Consider the following 18,685-nt stretch of genomic DNA (forward strand, 5'->3'; position numbering starts at 1 on the left):
GCGCTGCTACTTCACCCTGCGCCGCGCGCCCCGGCGCATCTGGGAGGGACGGCGCGGCACCTCGCCCGCCGACACCGCGGCGTGGCGCATCTTCGCACCGTAGTCCGCCAGCGCGGCGGCGAGGGCCGAGGCGGACGGCCTGTCGGCCATCACGTCGACCCGCAGGCCGAACTCCTCGGCCGTCTTGGCCGTCTGCGGCCCGATGACCGCGATCACCGTGACGTTGTGCGGCTTGCCGGCGATGCCGACGAGGTTCCGTACGGTCGAGGACGACGTGAACAGCACGGCGTCGAACCCGCCGCCCTTGATCGCCTCACGGATCGGCGCGGGCGGCGGCGCGGCCCGCACGGTGCGGTAGGCCGTGACGTCGTCGCACTCCCAGCCGAGCTGGGTCAGCCCCGCGACCAGCGTCTCGGTCGCGATGTCGGCCCGCGGCAGCAGCACCCGGTTGATCGGGTCGAGCATCGAGTCGTACGGCGGCCACTCGGCCAGCAGGCCCTCGGACGACTGCTCGCCCGTCGGCATGAGGTCGGGCTTAACGCCGAACTCCACCAGCGCCCGCGACGTGGCCTCGCCGACCGCGGCGACCTTGAGCCCGGCGAACGCGCGGGCGTCCAGACCGTACTCCTCGAACTTCTCGCGGACGGCCTTGACGGCGTTGGCGCTGGTGAACGCGACCCACTCGTAGCGTCCGGTGACCAGGCCCTTGATGGCGCGGTCCATCTGCTGCGGGGTGCGGGGCGGCTCGACAGAGATCGTCGGCACCTCCTCGGGCACCGCGCCGTACGAGCGGAGCTGTTCCGACAGGCCCTTCGACTGCTCCTTGGTGCGCGGCACCAGGACCCGCCAGCCGAACAGCGACTTGGTCTCGAACCACGACAGGCGGTCGCGCATGCCGACCGCGTCGCCGACGACGATCAGCGCGGGCTCGGTCATCCCGGCGTGCTTGAGGTCGGGGCCGAGCCGCCCGAGCGTGGAGACCACCGTGTACTGCTCGGTGGTGGTGCCGTCGCTGGTGACCGCGACCGGCGTCGAGTCGGGCTTGCCGCCCCCGATCAGCGCCTTGCTGATCGGGACCGCGTCGGCGACGCCGTTGTAGATCACGAGGGTGCCCGCGCAGTCGGCGTGCCTCGCCCAGTCGTCCACCTGCGCGGCGTCCACGATCCGGAACTCCGGCGCCGACGCCGCGGGCGGGATGCCGGCGTACGTCAGCACGGCCGTGGCCGGCGGGACGCCGGGCACGATCTCGAAGTCGACGTCCGCCTTGGCGCAGGCGGCCACCTCGTCGGTGACGGAGGAGAAGAAGGACGGGTCGCCCGAGCACAGCCGCACCACGGTGCGGCCCGCCTTGGCGGCCTGGATGGTCTTCAGCGACACCGAGTTCTCCGCCGCGTCGGCGGAGATGTCGACGACCTCGACGTCCTCGCGGCAGTGGCGCAGCAGCGGTCCGTACGCCCGGCGGTCGAGGACGGCGACGTCGGCCCTGCTCAGCAGGTCGGCGCCGCGCAACGTGAGCAGGTTCTCGTCACCGGGACCGGCGCCCACGAAGGCGACGAACCCGGATCGGGCCTGGGTGGTGTGGTCGGCGGGGCTCAATGGGCCTGCTCCCCCATCAACGTGTCGGCCCCTTCGGCGATCATGGCTGCCGCGAGTTCACGGCCGAGCTCCACTGCCGCCGGAGAAGGTCCGGAGGTGGACTTGCGCACCGACCGTGCGCCGTCGACGGCGACGACGGTGGCGGTCAGATTGAGAATGTGCCCGTCACCGGAGGCGAAAGCACCTACCGGGGCCGCGCAACCGGCCTCGAGGGCGGCGAGCACCGAACGTTCGGCGTCCACGGCGGCCCGCGTCAGCGGGTCGTCGACGGCGCTCAGCAGTTCGACGAGATCGTCACGGTCGGCCAGGCACTCGACGGCGAGGGCGCCCTGCCCGGGGGCGGGCAGCATCTCGCCGACCTCGAACACCTGGGCGATCTCCCCGGTCCGGCGGATCCTGGCCAGCCCGGCGGCGGCCAGCACGACGGCGTCGAGCTCGCCCGACGTCACCTTGCCGATGCGGGTGTCCGCGTTTCCCCTGATGGGGAGGTAGTCGAGATCCGGCCGGAGCAGGCGCAGCTGGGCCACCCGGCGCGGCGACCCGGTGCCGACCCGGGCTCCGGGCGGCAGGTCGCGCAGCCTCACCGGGCCGACGAGCGCGTCGCGGGGGTCGTCCCGCTCGGGGATGGCCGCGAGCGCGATGCGCTCGTCCTGCTTGGTCGGCAGGTCTTTGAGCGAGTGCACCGCGAAGTCGACCTCGCCGGCGAGCAGCCGGCCGCGCAGGTCGTTCACGAAGACGCCCGTGCCGCCGAGCTGGGTCAGGTGGGCCCGGGAGACGTCGCCGAACGTCGTGACGCCGACGAGCTCGACCTCCCGGCCGGTCAGGGCGGTCAGCCGCTCGGCGACGATCCCCGACTGGGTGGTCGCCATCAGGCTCCTGCGGGTGCCGAGACGAAGAGGCGTGCTCATCGCTCCACCTCCGGGCTCTTCGGGCTCCGCATGCCGTCCAGGCTCCTCAGACTGTCCAGGTTTTCCAAGGTCTCCAGGCCGTCCAGGCGGTCGAGGCACGACACGGCGTCGGGCGCGTTCGGGTCGAGGCCGAACAACTCGCGCAGCGCCTCGGCGTACTGGTCGCCGCCCGGCGCGGCGGCCAGCCGCTTCACCCGTACGGTCGGCTCGTGGAGCAGCTTGTCCACGACCCGCCGCACGGTCTGGGTGATCTCGTCGCGGGTCCGCCCGTCGAGGCCGGGCAGGCGGGACATCAACCGGCCCATCTCGGCCTCCACCACTCCGGCGGCCTTGCTGCGCAGGGCCACGACCGTGGGGGTCACCAGGGCGGCGCGCTCCGCGTGCAGGTAGGCGGTGACCTCCTCGGTCACGATGCGCCAGACCTCCTGGATCGCCTCGGCCCGGCCGCCGTCGGCGACGTCGTCGCCCACGCCGTCCTGCTGCATCGACTCCAGGTCGACGAGCGTCACGCCGGGCAGGTCCCGTACGCCGGGGTCCACGTCGTGGGGCAGTGCGAGGTCGAGCAGGAACAGCGGGCGGTCGCGGTTCCCGATCATCTCGGGGTCGATCGTGCGGGTTCCGGCGCCGACGCAGGAGATCACGAGGTCGGCCGCGGCCAGTTCGGCGGGGATGCCGGCCAGGTCCGCGGCGCGCCCGCCGACCGTCTCGGCGAGCCGCTCGGCCCGCTCCCGGGTGCGGTTGGCGATGACGATGTCGGTCACGCCCGCGCGGGAAAGGGTCGCGGCGGACAGCGAGCTCATCGAGCCCGCGCCGACCACCAGGGCACGCCTGCCGGCGATCGGCCCGAGGACCCGCTCGGCGAGCGTCAGGCCGACCCCGACGAGCGAGGCGCCGGCCCGGTCGATGCCGGTGTCGGCGTGCGCCCGCTTGCCGGCCCGCAGCGCGTGCTGGGCCAGCTCGTTGAGGGTTGTCCCGGCGGTGCCCTCCTCCTGCGCCAGGCGGAGCGCGGTCCTGATCTGGCCGAGGATCTGCCCCTCGCCGACGACCATGGAGTCGAGCCCGCAGGCGACCGTGAACAGGTGCTGGACCGCCCGCTCCTCGTAGTGCACGTACAGGTGCGGCGCGAGCCGCTCGTGCGGCAGGCCGGAGTGCGCGGCGAGCAGGTTCGTCACGGCGCCGAGGCCGCCGTGGAAGCGGTCGACCGCGGCGTAGACCTCGACGCGGTTGCAGGTGGAGACGACCAGCGCCTCAGACACGTTCTCGTCCGCCTGCAGGTCGTGCAGCAGCTTGACGAGGGCGTCCCCGCCGATCGTCACGCGTTCGAGCAGGGCGACCGGGGTGGTCCGGTGGCTCAGGCCGACGACGAGGATACTCATGAGCTCGCTCCCACTGATGGCTCACTCACATGACCACCCCGTCCGGCCACTCCTCGGCCATGATGGGTCCTCCATTAGCCTTGCGCTGCTCGTGGAACGCAAGTATCTGCAGTTCGATAGATAAATCGACTTTACGGACATCTACGCCGTCAGGCACAGCCAGGACGACGGGGGCGAAGTTCAAAATACTGGTGACGCCGGCCGCGATGACACGGTCGCAGACCTGCTGGGCCGGCGCGGCGGGGGTGGCGATCACGACGATCGACACGCCGCGCTGCCTGATCACCGTCTCCAGCTCGTCGGCGTGCTCGACGACGAGACCGGCGATGCGGTCGCCGACCACGTGCGGATCGGCGTCGAGCAGGCCCGCGATGCGGAACCCGCGGGAGGCGAACCCGCCGTAGTTGGCCAGCGCCCGGCCGAGGTTTCCGACGCCCACGATCGCCACCGCCCAGTCCTGGGTGAGACCAAGCTCACGCGAGATCTGGTAGATGAGGTACTGCACGTCGTAGCCGACACCGCGGGTTCCGTACGACCCGAGGTGGGACAGGTCCTTGCGGAGCTTGGCCGAGTTGACGCCCGCGGCGACCGCCAGGTCCTCCGAGCTCACCGTCGGCGTGCCCCGTTCGGCCATCCCGTTCAGGGCACGCAGATAGAGCGGCAGCCTCGCCACGGTGGCGTCGGGGATACCGCGATCGCGTGCCTGCGGGATACGGCGGATCACTTGCCGGAACTCCTGGGGGACGGACGGCCGGTGCGCCCCCGGCCGCAAGGGTGGATGCGACGGAATGAATCCAGGTTAGTGCCTTTGTGAAGCAATGCACAAAGTCGATCGTGCTCACCAGCGTCCCAGGAGGGTGCGCCGGTCGCCGATCCGGGTCCGCCGGGATCGTGACCACGCGGATCGTGAGGACGCCGGGAGCGTGACTACGCTGGCGGCATGGCTCCTGCGGATCACCGGATCACCCTGCTCGGCAAGCCCGGCTGCCATCTGTGCGACGACGCCCGCGCGGTCGTCGAGCGGGTGGCGGGCGAGCTCGGCGTCCCGTGGGAGGAACGCGACATCACCGCCTCACCGGAGGATCAGGCCGAATACTGGGAGATGATCCCGGTCGTCCTGGTCGACGGCGTCCAGCACACGTACTGGAGGGTCGACGAGGCCCGCCTCCGCGCCGCCCTCGCCCGCTGAGCCCCTCTCCCCGGATCACATCCGGGTGGGGAGCGGGACGACCTTGGCGGCGTTGACGGCGAGTTCGATGACGTTGGCGGCCAGCACGTACTTCACCCGCTCGGTGGTGAACCGCTCCATGTGCGGCTGCCTCTGGTGCTCGCCGTAGCCCACCTCGTCGCGGTAGAGCTCGTAGACGATGCGCTGGAGCGGGGCCGACTTCACCGCGTGGCAGACGAACAGCAGCGTGTCGGGCTCGTTGCGCTGCACCGCCTCCACCGTCTCCTCCGCCAGCTTGTCGAACGCCTCGCCCGAACCGTCCAGCAGCGTGAACACGGTCAGCAGGCCGTAGATGCCGGGGGACGGCTTCACCGAGCCTCCCTGCCGGGCCGGGCGGCCCGCCTGCTGCGCCCCCTCCGGGCTCACGCCCTGCCGGGACCTGCCGAAGCCCACGCCGAAGCTCGCCGCGAGGTCGGCCGGGCTGGGCAGCTCCGCCCCGCCCACCGGGGTGGCGCCCGCCGGCGCCCCCGGATACACCGCCCCCGTCGCGGGCATCGCCCGGTCCTGCCCGGCCGCCGGGCCGGCGGGCATGGCGTAGTCGGGCCGGCGCGGCTGGCCGTACTGGTCGGCGGCCAGAAGCTGGCCGGTCGCGGGCCCGCCGAAGTCGTCGGCGAGCGGCCGGCCGTCCGGGCGCCCGTCGGGGCGGCCGTCCGGAGGGCGCATGCGGGCCGCGTAGTCGACCTCGCCCTGCTCGCCCGCGCGATACTCGGCCACCAGGTCGCCCAGCCCCGAGCGGCGCGGCGCGGCTCCGGGCGGGACCGCCCCCGCCGCCGCACCCCGGGCTCCCGGACCTCCAGGGGCTCCCGGACCTCCCGCCGCGACGGCCGGACCCGAGGGGGCGGCGGGCACCCTGGTCTCGGAGGGCCCCCGGCTCTCGGCGCGCAGGGCGGTGTCGGCCCGCCCGCCGCGCCGGCCCTGCCACTCCTCCTCGGGCGCGTCGTCCTCCTCGTCCTCGTCGTCGTACGGCGCGAGCGGACGCGCCACGGCGTACCAGACGCCCCCGGCGGCGGCGGCCATCAGCGCGACGACCAGCAGCCCCGGGAGCCCGAACTCCAGCGCGCCCGCGAGGGCCATGCCCGCGGGCGCGAGCACCACGGTCGCGTTCATGTTGTCGGCGTCGTAGTCGTCGCCGTCGCGCCAGCTCATCAGCGCGATGCCGAGAGCGAGGAGGAGCAGGAACACCACCAGGCCGTGGACGCCCCGCAGCAGCCACTCGGGCCACAGGTCCCAGTGGGCGGGGCCGTCGGGCAGCGTCTTGCCGAACCCCGAGGTGACGATGGGGTCCAGCACCATGATGACCGTGCCCACGACCGTGAGAGCGGCGCCGAGCAGCCACCCGGCGAAGCGGGCCGCCGCCTTCTCCGAGAGAAGCTGGAGCACGCCCACGGCCAGCCAGAGCGGGGCCAGCAGCGACCCGGTGATCTGGTACGCCCGGAACGTCACGGGCCCGAAGCCGGTGAGGTGGCCGACGGCGACGGCGCCGAGCGACACCGCGAGCGCGCCCGTGGCGATGCTCCACGCGATCAGCCATCCGGCCGGCTCGTCACGGAGACGCCCGACGAGGACGCCGGTGGTGATGCCGGCGAGCAGGGCGCCGGCGAACGCGAGGAGAGCGACGAGGACTTCCATGGTGGCACCCATGCTGCCTGACAACGCCTTCGCACGGGTAGCCGGTCGCCCTGTACGGGTGCGGGATCCGGCGCCCGCGACGGGCCTCCGCATCCGGCGGAGGCCCGTCCGTTCCGTCCCCCGATCAGCGCCCGAGCACCGCCGACGCCGCGTTTCGCGATGGCGCCCGTTCTCCGGCAGCGAGTTCTTCCACTCGAACGGATTGTGTTATCTCCCGTTGATTTCTAGAGTGTTGCCGCACGCCGACTCCCCTTCCCCCATGGGATAACGGATGCCGAACCTGTGGCCGTTGGCCGGGCTGTCGCCTCCGGCCACCGCCGTATCCGCGCAGCCCGCGCGCTCCGCGGATCTCACCGAGCGCGGCCGACAACACGGCCGCGAGTACAGCCACGAACACGACCGCGAGAACGACGAGATGCGAAGCCTCGTGCTGCGCGCCAAGACCGGCGACAGCGAGGCGTTCGGCCTCCTCTACGACCATTACCTCGACCTGGTCTACCGGTACGTCTACTTCCGGGTGGGCAGCCACGCGCTGGCCGAGGACCTGACGAGCGACACGTTCCTGCGCGCGCTGCGGGGCATCGCCGACTTCACCTGGCAGGGCCGCGACTTCGGCGCCTGGCTGGTCACCATCGCCCGCAACCTGATCACCGATCACTACAAGTCGGGACGCAACCGGCTTGAGGTCACCACAGCGGTGATTCTCGACACACCTCTGGACGGCCCGCACATCCCCGAGAACGCGGTCGTCGCGAACATGGTGAACGAGCGCCTCATGCAGGCGCTCAAGCAACTCGGCCCCGAGCAGCAGGAATGCGTGATCCTGCGCTTCGTGGAGGGCATGTCGCTCGCGGAGACAGCGAAGATCATGGGCAAGAAGGCCGGAGCGATCAAGGCCCTCCAGTTCCGGGCGATAAGGGCGCTCGCCCGGGCACTCCCGGACGATCTCGCTGACAGCCCGTAACCATTCCCACACCCTGTCGTTGGGCATGTCGCAGGTCGGATCTTCGCAGCACGGTCGATCCGGCCGGGAAAGGACAGTCGCCGACGTCGAGCGGGGGATGGCGGGAACCGTGATGGGCTGGTGGCGACCCTCGCGCCGGAAGGGCGGCCGGACCTCGGCCCGCACCCGGCGGGTCACCGCGCGCGTGACGGCCCTGCGGTCCCTGGTGAACGGCGGCCCGAGCCCCGACTTCCGCGAGCGGCTGCGGGCCGATCTCATGCGTGCCCACGCCGACGAACGCACCGCGGGCAGGCACGCGGCGCCCCCCGCCGCCCACGCCGGGAGCCGCCGGCCCCGTCCCCGCCGGTCCCTGCTCGTACGGCTGCGCCCCGTCCTCGTCTTCGGCGTCGCGCTGAGCGGGATGTTCGCCACCGGTGTGCGCACGTACCACGCGGTGCCCGGCGAGGTGCTGTACCCGCTGAAGCGGGTGGCCGAGTCGACGGTGCTCGTCCTGGCGTACGACGAGAAGGACCGGGCGGAGCGGGAGATGGCCGCGGCCCGGCTGCGGGCGGCCGAGACCGCCTCGCTGATCGGCGAGGCCGCCCCCGACCGCCGCCGGCTGATCGCCCAGACGCTCGACGACATGGAGACGAAGACCAGGGCCGCGCTGACCCGCGTTGCGCGGCGTGGCCATGCCGACGGCGAGGCGCGGCGGTTCGCGCGTCAGCAGCGCAAGGTGGTGGAGCCGCTGCTGCCGAAACTCGACGGGGAGAATCGCGACAAGGCCACGCAGTACCTGCGTTACATCGACACTTTCACGGCTTCCGGACGCTGACACGTCATGTCCCGCTCACGTTGGGGACGGTGTCCGGCGGTTAAGCTGATGAGCCATGAGGCGGCTATTGCGACGGAGGGAAGCGGCGGAGATCGCCGGTGAGGTGGCCGCCGCCGCGGCGGTGTCCGCTCCCGAGGTCGTGCCTGATCTGACCGCGGCGGCGTTCTTCGACGTCGACAACACCATGATGCGCGGCGCCTCCATCTACCACTTCGCGCGCGGGCTCGCCTCGCGGGGCCTGTTCACCACCCGCGACCTGGCCAAGTTCGCGGTCGGGCAGGCGTGGTTTCGTGTCCGGGGCAACGAGAACCCCGAGCACATCGCCAGGGCCAAGGAGATGGCCCTCGCCTTCGTCGCGGGGCTCAAGGTGGACGAGGTCGTCCGGCTGGGCGAGGAGATCTACGACGACGTGATGGCCGACCGCGTGTGGGCGGGCACCCGCGCGCTGGCGCAGGCGCATCTCGACGCCGGGCAGCGGGTGTGGCTGGTCACCGCGACCCCGGTGGAGCTGGCCCGGGTCATCGCGCAGCGGCTCGGGCTCACCGGGGCGCTCGGCACGGTCGCCGAGACCGCCGACGGCGCCTACACCGGGCGGCTGGTCGGCGACCTGCTGCACGGCCCGGCCAAGGCCGAGGCCGTACGGGCGCTGGCCCGGCGCGAGGGCCTCGACCTCGCCCGGTGCTCGGCCTACAGCGACTCGTCCAACGACCTGCCGATGCTCTCGCTCGTGGGCCACCCGTACGCCATCAACCCCGACAGCGAGCTACGCGAGCACGCCAGGGACAACGGCTGGGAGACCCGCGACTTCCGCACCGGCCGGAAGGCGACCATGATCGGGTTGCCGATCGCGGCGACGGCGGGGGCCATAGCGGGCGGCGTCGCCGCCGGCATCGCGCTGCGCCGCCACTACCGCTCCAGCCTCTGACGCCCCGGGCCGGAACCGCGAGACCGGCCGTCAGATCGGGGGGAACGCGGCCCCCCGGCGCAGCCGCAGGGCGTCGAGCCGCCGCTGCATGGTCTCCCGGACGTGGTCGGTGAGGTCGAAGACCACCGCGGGGTCGTCGGCCTCCTCCGGGTCGTAGGAGTCGGTGCGGACCGGCTCGCCGAACTCGATCAGCCACTTCGACGGCAGCGGGACCAGGCCGAGCGGCCCGAGCCAGGGGAACAGCGGCGTGATCGGGAGGTACGGCAGGCCGAGCAGGCGCGCGAGCGAGGGGACGTCACCGATCTTGGGATAGATCTCCTCCGCGCCGACGATCGCGCACGGGACGATCGGCACACCGGCCCTGATCGCCGAGGCGACGAACCCGCCCCGGCCGAACCTCTGCAGCCGGTAGCGCTCGGAGAACGGCTTGCCGATGCCCTTGAAGCCCTCGGGGAAGACGCCGACGACCTCGCCCCTGCGCAGCAGGCGGTCGGCGTCCTCGGGGCAGGCGAGCGTGTGCCCCGACTTGCGGGCGAGATGCCCGAGCACGGGGAGCTGATAGACCAGGTGGGCGCCGAGGAGGCGCAGCGGCCGGCCCAGCTCGTCGTTCACCGCGACCTGGAGCATGAGCGCGTCCACCGGCAGCGTGCCGGAGTGGTTGGCCACGATCAGAGCCCCGGCGTCGGCCGGCACGTTCTCCAGGCCGAGGGTCTCGGTCCTGAACCAGTGCCGGTACAACGGGCGCAGCGCCTCCAGCAGCACCCGGTCGTTCAGCTCGGGATCGAAGCCGAACTCGTCGACCTCGTAGTCGCCGGTGATCCTGCGGCGCAGAAAGGCGAACAGCTCCGCGAGCCGCTCGCCGGAGTCGTCGCCGCTCCCGGGTCCGGCCGCATGGCCGTTCCCGGCCGCGCGCCGGTCCTGGAAGTCGTTCATCGGGTCACCGCTTCGTCACGAGGCCGGCCAGCCAGTCGACCGCGGCGAGCGGCAGGTGACCGGGGCCGCCCCGGGACCGCAGGAAGTCGTCGAACGCCGCCGCCGTGCCGTACTTAGGGCGCCAGCCGAGCTCGGCGGTGAGCCTGGCGGTGTCCACCGCGCGGCCGTGACTCATCAGCGTGAGCTGCTCGGGCGAGAAGTCGACCAGCCGGGCGCCCCTGGCCAGCCCGCCGACCAGGCGGAAGGCCGGGGACGGCAGCGGGACCACCGGCCGGCCCGTGCGCCGCGCGCACTGCGACAGCAGCAGGACGCCGTCGCCCGCCACGTTGAACACGCCGGGGTGGTCCGTCCCGGCCGTACGGCACAGCGCCTCGACGGCGTCGTCCTCGTGGACGAACTGCAGCCGCGGATCGAAGCCGAGCACGGTGGGCAGCACGGGCTGCGAGAAGTAACGCGTGAGCGGCGAGTCGACGCCGGGCCCCATGAGGTTGGCGAACCGCAGCGTGGTCGTCGTCACGTCGGGCCGCCGCCGGGCGAAGCCCCGGACGTACGTCTCGACCTCCGTGGCGTCCCTGGCGTATCCGTGGTGCGCCACCTCGACGGGCTCGCTGTCCTCCGTGAACACGGCCGGAGCGTGCGGCGAGGAGCCGTACACGGCCGTGGTGGAGCGCACGACCACGCGGCGCACCGTGGCGGAGCGCTGGCAGGCCGCGAGCAACTGCATCGTGCCGATGACGTTGTGCTCCTTCATGGCCGGCCGGCCACCGCCCGTCCCGCCGGCCCGGCGGTCTCCACGGCCGCTGCCGCTGACCAGGCTGAGGTGCACGACCGTGTCGACGTCGGCGTCCCGGATGACCCGAGCCAGGTCCGGGCCGCGCAGCGCGACACGGACGAACTCGGCGCGGCCGAGCGCCGGGCCGTCCTGCCCACCGTCCCGCCCACGAGCGGGTGGCGGCGGCTCGGTGTCCACGCCGATGACGCGGTCGATCTCCGGATCGCCCGCGAGCGCGGCCGCCACACGGGCGCCGATGTGACCGCGGACACCGGTGACCAGCACGGTACGAGTCATCGACGCCTCGCCGGGGGTGTGCGTGTGCGTGTTCGACGGTCGCCCGGTCCCTCGGGACCGGTGCGCGCTCCGTCTCGGCTACTTCTTGTTACGCCGCTGGATGCGGGTCTTCTTCAGCAGCTTGCGGTGCTTCTTCTTGGCCATGCGCTTGCGGCGCTTCTTGATCACAGAGCCCACGGGACCCCCAGGTGAAGGTGGTGACAGTCGAACCGGCGCGCGAGCGCACACCGGCTCAACAGACTACCGGCGATCCACGGTAGATCGCTCCCCCGGGGGACCCCGCGTCGGGCGGGGGCCGGCCACGCCGCCGTCAAGCGTGGTCGTCCGAGGGCGTTCAACCCGCTTCGATGAACGCGTCCCGCAAGTAGTCGTGCACCGCCTGCTCGGGCACTCTGAAGGACCGGCCGACACGGATGGCCGGTAACTCGCCCGAGTGCACGAGCCGGTACACCGTCATCTTGGACACCCGCATGACGGTCGCCACCTCGGCCACCGTCAAGAACTTCACCTCGCTGAGAGGTCTTTCGCCTGCACCCATCGGACGCCTCTTCCGCACGTGTTTCCGGGTTATCCCCACTGGTGCCATCGCTCACGCACGTGTACTGCCGTCAGCGTAAGTCCGGACTCCGAGTAGGCAAACCCCCCATTCCATCATCAGCGGAGCCGTGTGCCGTCAAAATCGGGAAAGTCGCTGGCAGCAGCAGGGCCGTGCCCCTCGCCTCAATCTTGGAACGGACCAACTTCTCTCACATAAGAGTCGCCCAGGAACAGAAAAAAGTTGGCAACCGCCCGACACACCGGTGCAAAAGCGGGCGCGAAATGCCCGATTTGGGAGGTCCGTAAGGGTGTCAGAGGCTACGGGCGATGCGCGCGATCAGATACGAGGTCAACGGGGCGTAGTGCCGGGGAAGCACGTTGTCGTCGAGCGGGACGCCGACGGCGATCTTGCCCTCCGCCTCCCCCACGAACAGCGCGGGGTCGTTGCTGTCGGCGAAGCCCACCGTCTCGACCCCGGCCTCGCCCGCCGCCCCCGCCCAGCCGTGATCGGCGATCACCAGGTCGGGGCGCTCCTCCGCGAGCATCGCCCGCATCGGGTGCGGGTCGTGGGTGTGCACGAACGTGCCGCGGTCCTCCAGCATCGCCACGCCGTCGAGGTAACGGATCCGCCTGCGGCGGCCGAGCCCGCCGACGTACGTCCACCCCTCCGCGGGGGACAGCAGGGTCGCCCCGTTCCCGGCCGCGAACCTGGCCAGGGCGAGGTGGACGGTGAGCAGGCCGGTGGGGTGGCCGGTGGCCACGACGATCCGGGCCGAGCCACGCCGCAGGACCTTGGCGACACGGTCTCCCATCTCCTCCACCGCGTCGATGGTCCGATCGGGGTCGATGGTGTCCTGGCCCTCGCGGTGGCCGGGGTCGGCCGCCACCCCGGCCCGGTCGGCCATCAGTCGCAGCACGTCGTGGTAGGACCACTCGCCCTCGAAGGTGAGCCCGAAGAGGTAGTGCGGGTCGCGCAGCGCGAGCGACCGGTAGTGATCGAGGTTGTTCTCCCGGCTGGTGGCGACGTCGCCGGCGATGGCGGTCCGTACGAGGTGCTCGCGCAGTTCGGCCCGGGAGGGCGAGGCCGGGGACGGCGGGGACGAGGGTGGGGAGGACGGTCGGGTCACGACTGCTACAGCGCTCCTCGGCTCGGCGCAATTCCGGACATGTCAGGGCATGGGATCCAGGCCGTGGAAGGGGAACACCGCCTTCCTGGTCGCGACGACGGCCCGGTCGACGGCGTCGGCTGGATCGTACCCCTCGGAGAAGTCACGCCACTGTGGGTCCCGCCCGTCGGTCATCCGCAACGGCGGGATCTCGCCGGTCCGTTCCGTCACGTACGTCCGCCAGGCCTCCGGCGTGGGGGTGCCGGGGTCGACGGGACACCCCGCAGCCTCGGCGATCAGGTGCGTCCAGGCTCTCGGCACGACCTGGACGAGTTCGTAGCCCCCGCCGCCCAGCGCGATCCAGCGTCCGCCCGCGGTCTCGTGGGCCAGCCGGTGCAGCGCGGCGTACGTCGCGCGCTGCCCGTCGAGGCTGAGCATGAGGTGCGCCAGCGGGTCGAGTGCGTGGCTGTCGCATCCCTGCTGGGTGACCAGGACCTGCGGCCGGAAGTGCCGCAGCAGCGGCGGGACGACCGCGTGGAAGGCCCGCAGCCACCCGGCGTCGCCGCAGCCCGCCGGCAGCGCGACGTTGACCGCGGTGCCCTCGGCGCCCGTCTCGTGCGGGAACCCGGTGCCGGGGAAGAGCGTGCGCGGGCTCTCGTGCAGGCTGATCGTGAGCACCCGGGGATCGTCGTGGAACGCCGCCTGCACGCCGTCGCCGTGGTGCACGTCCACGTCCACGTACGCGATGCGGGACGCGCCGTGCGACAGCAGCCACGCGATCGCCACCGCCGGGTCGTTGTAGACGCAGAAGCCGCTGGCGGCGCCGGGCATGGCGTGGTGCAGGCCCCCCGCGACGTTCACCGCGTGCTCGGCCGTGCCGTCCCACACGGCCCTGGCGGCGGCCAGCGTGGCCCCGGTGACCAGCGCGGACGCCTCGTGCACCCCCGCGAAGGCGGGGTTGTCCTCGGTGCCGAGCCCGTACCGCAGGTCGGGGCGGCCGTCCCGGGAGACGGTCTTGACCGCCTCGATGTAGTCCCGCTTGTGGACCAGCGCGATCTCGTCGTCGGTGGCGGGGACGCAGCCGGTCGTCTCGACCGTGTCGAGCACGCCCATCTCGCGGGCGAGCGCCATGGTGAGCTCGACGCGCACGGGCGCGAGGGGGTGGCCGGGCCCGAAGTCGTACGTGACCAGGGCGTCGTCCCAGACGACCCGCACCGCCCGGCTCATGCGGCGACGCCATCGCAGTGACTCATACCAGAACGTTATCGCCCGTACCCGGACCACGACGCCGTCGCTCCGGCTCGTGTCCGGGCCTCGTGCGTGACCGTCACAGCGGGGCCCCGCCTCGCCCGTGCGTCACGGCTCGCGCGTACGGCCCTCAGCCGGAGGCGAGACGGCGGCTGCGCTCGCAGGCGGCCTCGATCGCGTCGAGGAACGCGGCCCTGACCTTGTGCCGTTCCAGCTCGGCGATGGCGGCGATCGTGGTGCCTCCGGGCGAGGTCACGGCCTCACGCAGGATCACCGGGTGCTCCCCCGAGTCGCGCAGCATGATCGCGGCGCCGACGATCGACTGGGTGACCATGTCGAGGGCGGCGGCGCGCGGCATGCCCAGCAGGATCCCGGCGTCGACCATCGCCTCGACGAGGTAGAAGAAGTACGCCGGGCCGCTGCCGGACAGCGCGGTGGCGGCGTCCTGCTGCGCCTCCGGGATGCGCAGCACCTTGCCCACCGGGCTGAGCAGCGCCTCGGTGCGCCTGAGGTGCTCCTCGGAGGCGTGCGCCCCGGCCGAGATGACGCTCATGGCCTCGTCGACCAGGACAGGCGTGTTCGACATGACGCGGACGACCGCCACGCCGTCCCCGAGCCTGGTCTCCACGAAGGCGGTCGTGATGCCCGCGGCGACGGAGATCACCAGCCGGTCGGCGGGCACGTGCGGGGCGATCTCGGCCAGCAGCGCGCCCATGTCCTGCGGCTTGACGGCGAGGATGAGCGTCTCGGCCAGCTTGGCGGCCTCGGCGTTGCCCGCCACCCGCACGCCGTACCGCTCGCGCAGCGCCTCGGCCCGCTCGGGCCTGCGGGCCGTCGCCACGATCTCGTCCGGCCGCAGACCGGCGCGTACCAGCCCGGAGAGCAGGGCCTCGCCCATCTTTCCGGTCCCGAGGATCGCGATCATCCCTGTGCCTTCCTGTACTCGCCGGGATCTGCGCGCAGCTTACCGATCCCGCCGGAGGAGCGTGTCGCGGCCCGGCGGCCTCCGACACCTCGCGTCATCCCATGCCCACCACAAATGTTGCGGTTTTGCATCCAAGTGACGGCGAGTGTCGCTTTACTACTCTTTTGCCCGGATGATCGGCCGAGGGTGTCCATGAATCGGCTCCATCGACGGGGCCACCGGCGCCGAAGGGGTGCACGTGAAGAAGATCCTCGTTGCGCTGGCCGCCGCCGGCCTGAGTCTGAGCGGCGTGCTGGCCGCGTCGCCCGCGGCCGGCGCACCCCCGGGCGCCGAGCACGCGCCGCCGGCTCCCGCGCCGCAGTGGACCCAGTGCGAGGGCCTGCCCACGGGCGTCGAGTGCACGAAGATCGAGGTGCCCCTGGACTACAGACGTCCCAAGGGCGAGAAGATCAAGATCGCGGTCTCCCGCAGGAAGGCGACGGACACGGCCCACTACCAGGGCGTGATCCTGTTCAACCCCGGCGGCCCCGGCGGCAGCGGTCTCGCGTACCCGGCGGTCATGCAGACGCGGCTGGGGCCCACGCTCGCCGCGCAGTACGACCTGATCGGCTTCGACCCGCGCGGCGTCGGCTCCAGCGAGCCCTCGCTGAGCTGCGACCCGCACTTCGCCGACCCGGTGCGGCCCGACTACGTGCCCGCGAACATCACCGAGGAGCTGGCCTGGGCCCAGCGCTCCCGGAACTACGCGGAGGCGTGCGGCCGGATCTACGGCGACCTGCTCAAGAACATGACCACGGCCGACGCGGCCAACGACATGGACCAGATCCGCAAGGCCCTCGGCCAGGAGCAGATCAGCTACGTCGGCTACTCCTACGGCACCTACCTCGGCGCGACGTACGCGACGCTGTTCCCGAACAGGGTCCGCCGGCTCGTGCTGGACAGCATCGTCAACCCCTCGCGGGTTTGGTACGAGGCCAACATCGACCAGAACCACGCGTTCGAGGGCCGCGCCAAGGACTTCTTCGCCTGGATCGCCCAGTACGACTCGACCTACCACCTCGGCACCACCGGCGACGAGGTGGAGAAGGCGTTCTACGCGGCCCGCGCCAAGCTGAAGGACACCCCCGCGGAGGGCCGGGTCGGGCCGGACGAGTTCGACGACACCTACCTTGCGGGCGGCTACCTCAAGAGCCGCTGGCCGCTGCTCGCGAACGCGCTGTCCCGGTATCTGACCGCCGGTGAGGCGGCTCCGCTCCTCGCCGCCTACGGCACGTACGGCGACTCCAGCGGCGACGACAACACGTTCGCCGTCTACTCCGCGGTCGAGTGCTCCGACGCGAGCTGGCCGCGCGACTGGCCCAGGTGGCACCGCGACATGTGGCAGTCGTACCGCGCCGCGCCCTTCTTGAGCTGGGGCAACGCCTGGTTCAACGCGCAGTGCGCCTTCTGGCCGGTGCGCACGGCGCACGAGCAGCGGATCGACGGCCGGCTCGTCAAGAACGCGCTGTTCTTCCAGGACACCAAGGACGGCGCCACTCCGTACGAGGGCGGGGTCGAGATGCACAGGCGCTTCCCGAACTCGCGCCTCGTCGTCATGGACGGCGGCGGCAACCACGGCCTGACCGGACGGGGCAACGCCTGCGTCGACGACGCCTGGAAGGCCTACCTGACCGACGGCACGCTGCCCGCGAGCCGTCCGGGGCCGGACCTGCACTGCGAGCCGTTCGCCGACCCGGTTCCGCCGGCCCGGGCCGCCGCGATGAACGCGACGCCCACGCAGATCGACGACTGGGTGCCCGGCGAACGCTGACCTCTCCCGGCCCACCCCCCGATACACCCCCCACGGCGAGCCCCCGGCCTGTGACAGGCCGGGGGCCCGTCCGTCTCCGGGCGCCGCTTCACGGCGTACGGCGGCGCAGCGTCACGGCGCCGAGGAGGAGCGCGAGCACGGCCGACCCGGCGACCAGGGCCACGTCGCGCCAGAACTCGCCGCCCGGGCCGGTGTCCGCGCAGGCGTGCGCCATCGCCTCGATCGCATACGACATGGGCAGGACGTCGGAGATCCATTCGAGCACGGGCGTCATCCGGCCGCGTGGCACGAGGATCCCCCCGAGCAGCACCTGGGGGATCATGACGACCGGCATCAGCTGCACGGCCTGGAACTCCGTACGGGCGAACGCGCTGCACAGTAGGCCGAGCGCGGTGCCGAGCAGGGCGTCGAGCAGCGCGACGAGCACCAGCGGCCACAGGGGGCCCGGGATGTCCAGGCCGAGCCAGGTGAGGGAGACCGCCAGCGCCAGCGCCACCTGGACGCAGGCCGCCAGGCCGAAGGCGAGGCCGTACCCGAGCAGGAGGTCGAGCCGCCCGAGCGGCATCGCCATGAGCCGCTCCAGCGTCCCCGACGTACGCTCGCGCAGGGTGGCGATCGAGGTGACGAGGAACATCACCAGGAACGGGAACACGCACAGCAGGACCGGAGCGAACCGGCCGAACGCCCGCTGGTCGTCGATCACGTAGTACAGCAGGATCATCACCAGCGTCGGCACGAGCACCATCAGCGCGACGGTGCGCCTGTCGTGGCGGAGCTGGGTCAGGATGCGGCGCGCGGTGGCGAGAGTGATCACGAGGCTCATGCCGCGGCCCTCTCGGCGATCAGGCGCAGGAACGCCTCCTCCAGATCGGACGTGCGGGTGCGCCCGCGCAGCCCGTCGGGGGTGTCGTCGGCGAGGATCTCCCCCTGGCGCAGCACGACCAGCCGCTCGCAGCGCGCGGCCTCGTCCATGACGTGGCTGGAGACGAGGAGCGTCGCCCCGCGCTCGGCGAGGCGGTGGAACAGCGCCCACAGCTCCTGCCGCAGCACCGGGTCGAGCCCGACGGTCGGCTCGTCGAGCACGAGCAGCTCGGGCCGGCCGAGCATGGCCACCGCGAGCCCGGCCCGGTTGAGCTGACCGCCCGAGAGGGTGGCGCCGAGCTGGTGGGCGGCGTCCGCGAGCCCCACCTCGGCCAGCACCCGCTCGGGGTCGTCCTTCGGCGCCCCGAGCACGGCGGCGAAGTAGCGGAGGTTCTCCAGCACCGTCAGGTCGCGGTAGACGGCCGGGCTCTGGGTCGAGTAGCCGATCCTGCGCCGCAGGCCCGCGCTCCCGGCGGGCTCGCCGAGCACGGTCACCTCCCCGCCTGAGACGACCTGGACCCCGACGACCGCCCGCATCAGCGTCGTCTTGCCGCAGCCGCTCGGCCCGAGCAGCCCGGTGACCTGGCCTCGGGGCACCTCGAAGGTCAGCCCGTGCAGCACTTCCGCCCCACCTCTGGACACCCGCAGACCGCGTACGGCGATCGCGGGAGCCGATAAATTCATCATGTGATGAAATTAAGCCCGCGCAGCCCGGCACGTCAATGAACCACCGGCGCTTGACAGCCGTGTAAGGGA

General features: G+C 72.3%; 19 protein-coding genes. 5 read left to right on the forward strand and 14 right to left on the reverse strand.

Annotated features, from left to right (window positions below; translation table 11 throughout):
- Window positions 1-6 precede the first annotated feature (6 nt).
- Genes FED44_RS01535 through FED44_RS01550 form a run of 4 tightly spaced genes read right to left on the reverse strand, consistent with a single transcriptional unit; the run spans window position 7 to window position 4,604 of the window.
- A complete protein-coding gene (locus FED44_RS01535) occupies window positions 7-1,596 on the reverse strand; it encodes a bifunctional uroporphyrinogen-III C-methyltransferase/uroporphyrinogen-III synthase (RefSeq protein ID WP_111699596.1) in 1,590 nt (529 codons plus the stop codon).
- Window positions 1,593-2,504 (reverse strand): hydroxymethylbilane synthase, encoded by a 912-nt coding sequence (gene hemC, locus FED44_RS01540; RefSeq protein ID WP_111699597.1) that lies wholly within the window; start codon window positions 2,502-2,504, stop codon window positions 1,593-1,595. The genes FED44_RS01535 and hemC overlap by 4 nt, the downstream gene beginning before the upstream one ends.
- Window positions 2,501-3,880 carry a glutamyl-tRNA reductase gene (locus tag FED44_RS01545; RefSeq protein ID WP_111699598.1) on the reverse strand — a complete coding sequence of 460 codons (1,380 nt, stop codon included), beginning with the start codon at window positions 3,878-3,880 and terminating at the stop codon, window positions 2,501-2,503. Before FED44_RS01545 ends, hemC begins: the two co-directional genes overlap by 4 nt.
- Window positions 3,881-3,905: 25 nt before the next feature.
- A complete protein-coding gene (locus tag FED44_RS01550; RefSeq protein ID WP_111699599.1) occupies window positions 3,906-4,604 on the reverse strand; it encodes a redox-sensing transcriptional repressor Rex in 699 nt (232 codons plus the stop codon).
- 216 nt (window positions 4,605-4,820) lie between these two features.
- Here FED44_RS01550 and FED44_RS01555 point away from each other — a divergent pair, with 216 nt between their 5' ends.
- Entirely contained in the window at window positions 4,821-5,069 is a 249-nt protein-coding gene (locus FED44_RS01555; protein WP_111699600.1) for a glutaredoxin family protein, read from the forward strand.
- A gap of 15 nt (window positions 5,070-5,084) precedes the next feature.
- Here FED44_RS01555 and FED44_RS01560 read toward each other — a convergent pair whose 3' ends face one another.
- The gene (locus FED44_RS01560) at window positions 5,085-6,737 is read right to left on the reverse strand and encodes a putative quinol monooxygenase (RefSeq protein WP_138459501.1); all 1,653 of its coding nucleotides are present in this window, start codon (window positions 6,735-6,737) and stop codon (window positions 5,085-5,087) included.
- 271 nt (window positions 6,738-7,008) lie between these two features.
- On the opposite strand from FED44_RS01560, the gene FED44_RS01565 reads away from it, so the two are divergent.
- The 3 genes from FED44_RS01565 to FED44_RS01575 all read left to right on the forward strand — a co-directional run bounded on the left by FED44_RS01565 (window position 7,009) and on the right by FED44_RS01575 (window position 9,440).
- Window positions 7,009-7,701 carry a sigma-70 family RNA polymerase sigma factor gene (locus FED44_RS01565; RefSeq protein WP_138459502.1) on the forward strand — a complete coding sequence of 231 codons (693 nt, stop codon included), beginning with the start codon at window positions 7,009-7,011 and terminating at the stop codon, window positions 7,699-7,701.
- A gap of 97 nt (window positions 7,702-7,798) precedes the next feature.
- A complete protein-coding gene (locus FED44_RS01570) occupies window positions 7,799-8,515 on the forward strand; it encodes a DUF5667 domain-containing protein (protein WP_138459503.1) in 717 nt (238 codons plus the stop codon).
- Between the two features lie 55 nt (window positions 8,516-8,570).
- Window positions 8,571-9,440 carry an HAD family hydrolase gene (locus FED44_RS01575; protein WP_117409149.1) on the forward strand — a complete coding sequence of 290 codons (870 nt, stop codon included), beginning with the start codon at window positions 8,571-8,573 and terminating at the stop codon, window positions 9,438-9,440.
- A 30-nt stretch (window positions 9,441-9,470) separates the two neighbouring features.
- Here the strand turns inward: FED44_RS01575 and FED44_RS01580 are convergent, their stop codons facing one another.
- The 7 genes from FED44_RS01580 to proC all read right to left on the reverse strand — a co-directional run bounded on the left by FED44_RS01580 (window position 9,471) and on the right by proC (window position 15,258).
- Window positions 9,471-10,373: a lysophospholipid acyltransferase family protein gene (locus tag FED44_RS01580; RefSeq protein ID WP_117409148.1), complete on the reverse strand. Its 903-nt coding sequence runs from the start codon at window positions 10,371-10,373 to the stop codon at window positions 9,471-9,473.
- A gap of 4 nt (window positions 10,374-10,377) precedes the next feature.
- Window positions 10,378-11,442 (reverse strand): NAD-dependent epimerase/dehydratase family protein, encoded by a 1,065-nt coding sequence (locus FED44_RS01585; protein WP_138459504.1) that lies wholly within the window; start codon window positions 11,440-11,442, stop codon window positions 10,378-10,380.
- A gap of 78 nt (window positions 11,443-11,520) precedes the next feature.
- Window positions 11,521-11,619: a 30S ribosomal protein bS22 gene (locus FED44_RS01590; protein ID WP_018654693.1), complete on the reverse strand. Its 99-nt coding sequence runs from the start codon at window positions 11,617-11,619 to the stop codon at window positions 11,521-11,523.
- A gap of 157 nt (window positions 11,620-11,776) precedes the next feature.
- Window positions 11,777-11,980, reverse strand: a complete 204-nt coding sequence (locus tag FED44_RS01595) for a helix-turn-helix domain-containing protein (protein ID WP_030456159.1) — start codon at window positions 11,978-11,980, stop codon at window positions 11,777-11,779.
- Between the two features lie 310 nt (window positions 11,981-12,290).
- On the reverse strand, window positions 12,291-13,106 hold the full coding sequence (locus tag FED44_RS01600) for a phosphatase (protein WP_138459505.1): 816 nt from the start codon (window positions 13,104-13,106) through the stop codon (window positions 12,291-12,293).
- A gap of 42 nt (window positions 13,107-13,148) precedes the next feature.
- Window positions 13,149-14,312 (reverse strand): acetoin utilization protein AcuC, encoded by a 1,164-nt coding sequence (locus FED44_RS01605; RefSeq protein ID WP_138459506.1) that lies wholly within the window; start codon window positions 14,310-14,312, stop codon window positions 13,149-13,151.
- Between the two features lie 151 nt (window positions 14,313-14,463).
- A complete protein-coding gene (proC, locus tag FED44_RS01610) occupies window positions 14,464-15,258 on the reverse strand; it encodes a pyrroline-5-carboxylate reductase (RefSeq protein ID WP_117409144.1) in 795 nt (264 codons plus the stop codon).
- A gap of 238 nt (window positions 15,259-15,496) precedes the next feature.
- Between proC and FED44_RS01615 the strand changes: the two genes are divergently transcribed.
- Window positions 15,497-17,068 carry an alpha/beta hydrolase gene (locus FED44_RS01615; RefSeq protein ID WP_167521355.1) on the forward strand — a complete coding sequence of 524 codons (1,572 nt, stop codon included), beginning with the start codon at window positions 15,497-15,499 and terminating at the stop codon, window positions 17,066-17,068.
- A gap of 88 nt (window positions 17,069-17,156) precedes the next feature.
- Here FED44_RS01615 and FED44_RS01620 read toward each other — a convergent pair whose 3' ends face one another.
- Entirely contained in the window at window positions 17,157-17,891 is a 735-nt protein-coding gene (locus FED44_RS01620; RefSeq protein WP_117409142.1) for an ABC transporter permease, read from the reverse strand.
- The gene (locus tag FED44_RS01625) at window positions 17,888-18,616 is read right to left on the reverse strand and encodes an ABC transporter ATP-binding protein (RefSeq protein ID WP_138459508.1); all 729 of its coding nucleotides are present in this window, start codon (window positions 18,614-18,616) and stop codon (window positions 17,888-17,890) included. Before FED44_RS01625 ends, FED44_RS01620 begins: the two co-directional genes overlap by 4 nt.
- Between the last annotated feature and the right edge of the window lie 69 nt (window positions 18,617-18,685).

This window comes from Microbispora triticiradicis (genome assembly GCF_005864065.1).
GTDB classification, from domain to species: Bacteria; Actinomycetota; Actinomycetes; order Streptosporangiales; family Streptosporangiaceae; genus Microbispora; species Microbispora triticiradicis.

Excerpts from the sequence above, each read along its gene's own strand:
- FED44_RS01560 (WP_138459501.1), bottom strand. The coding sequence starts at position 6,737 with ATGGAAGTCCTCGTCGCTCTCCTCGCGTTCGCCGGCGCCCTGCTCGCC.
- FED44_RS01580 (WP_117409148.1), bottom strand. The coding sequence starts at position 10,373 with ATGAACGACTTCCAGGACCGGCGCGCGGCCGGGAACGGCCATGCGGCC.
- FED44_RS01595 (WP_030456159.1), bottom strand. The coding sequence starts at position 11,980 with ATGGGTGCAGGCGAAAGACCTCTCAGCGAGGTGAAGTTCTTGACGGTG.
- hemC (WP_111699597.1), bottom strand. The coding sequence starts at position 2,504 with ATGAGCACGCCTCTTCGTCTCGGCACCCGCAGGAGCCTGATGGCGACC.
- proC (WP_117409144.1), bottom strand. The coding sequence starts at position 15,258 with ATGATCGCGATCCTCGGGACCGGAAAGATGGGCGAGGCCCTGCTCTCC.
- FED44_RS01570 (WP_138459503.1), top strand. The coding sequence starts at position 7,799 with ATGGCGGGAACCGTGATGGGCTGGTGGCGACCCTCGCGCCGGAAGGGC.
- FED44_RS01585 (WP_138459504.1), bottom strand. The coding sequence starts at position 11,442 with ATGACTCGTACCGTGCTGGTCACCGGTGTCCGCGGTCACATCGGCGCC.
- FED44_RS01605 (WP_138459506.1), bottom strand. The coding sequence starts at position 14,312 with ATGAGCCGGGCGGTGCGGGTCGTCTGGGACGACGCCCTGGTCACGTAC.
- FED44_RS01575 (WP_117409149.1), top strand. The coding sequence starts at position 8,571 with ATGAGGCGGCTATTGCGACGGAGGGAAGCGGCGGAGATCGCCGGTGAG.
- FED44_RS01625 (WP_138459508.1), bottom strand. The coding sequence starts at position 18,616 with ATGATGAATTTATCGGCTCCCGCGATCGCCGTACGCGGTCTGCGGGTG.
- FED44_RS01620 (WP_117409142.1), bottom strand. The coding sequence starts at position 17,891 with ATGAGCCTCGTGATCACTCTCGCCACCGCGCGCCGCATCCTGACCCAG.
- FED44_RS01545 (WP_111699598.1), bottom strand. The coding sequence starts at position 3,880 with ATGAGTATCCTCGTCGTCGGCCTGAGCCACCGGACCACCCCGGTCGCC.
- FED44_RS01555 (WP_111699600.1), top strand. The coding sequence starts at position 4,821 with ATGGCTCCTGCGGATCACCGGATCACCCTGCTCGGCAAGCCCGGCTGC.
- FED44_RS01565 (WP_138459502.1), top strand. The coding sequence starts at position 7,009 with ATGCCGAACCTGTGGCCGTTGGCCGGGCTGTCGCCTCCGGCCACCGCC.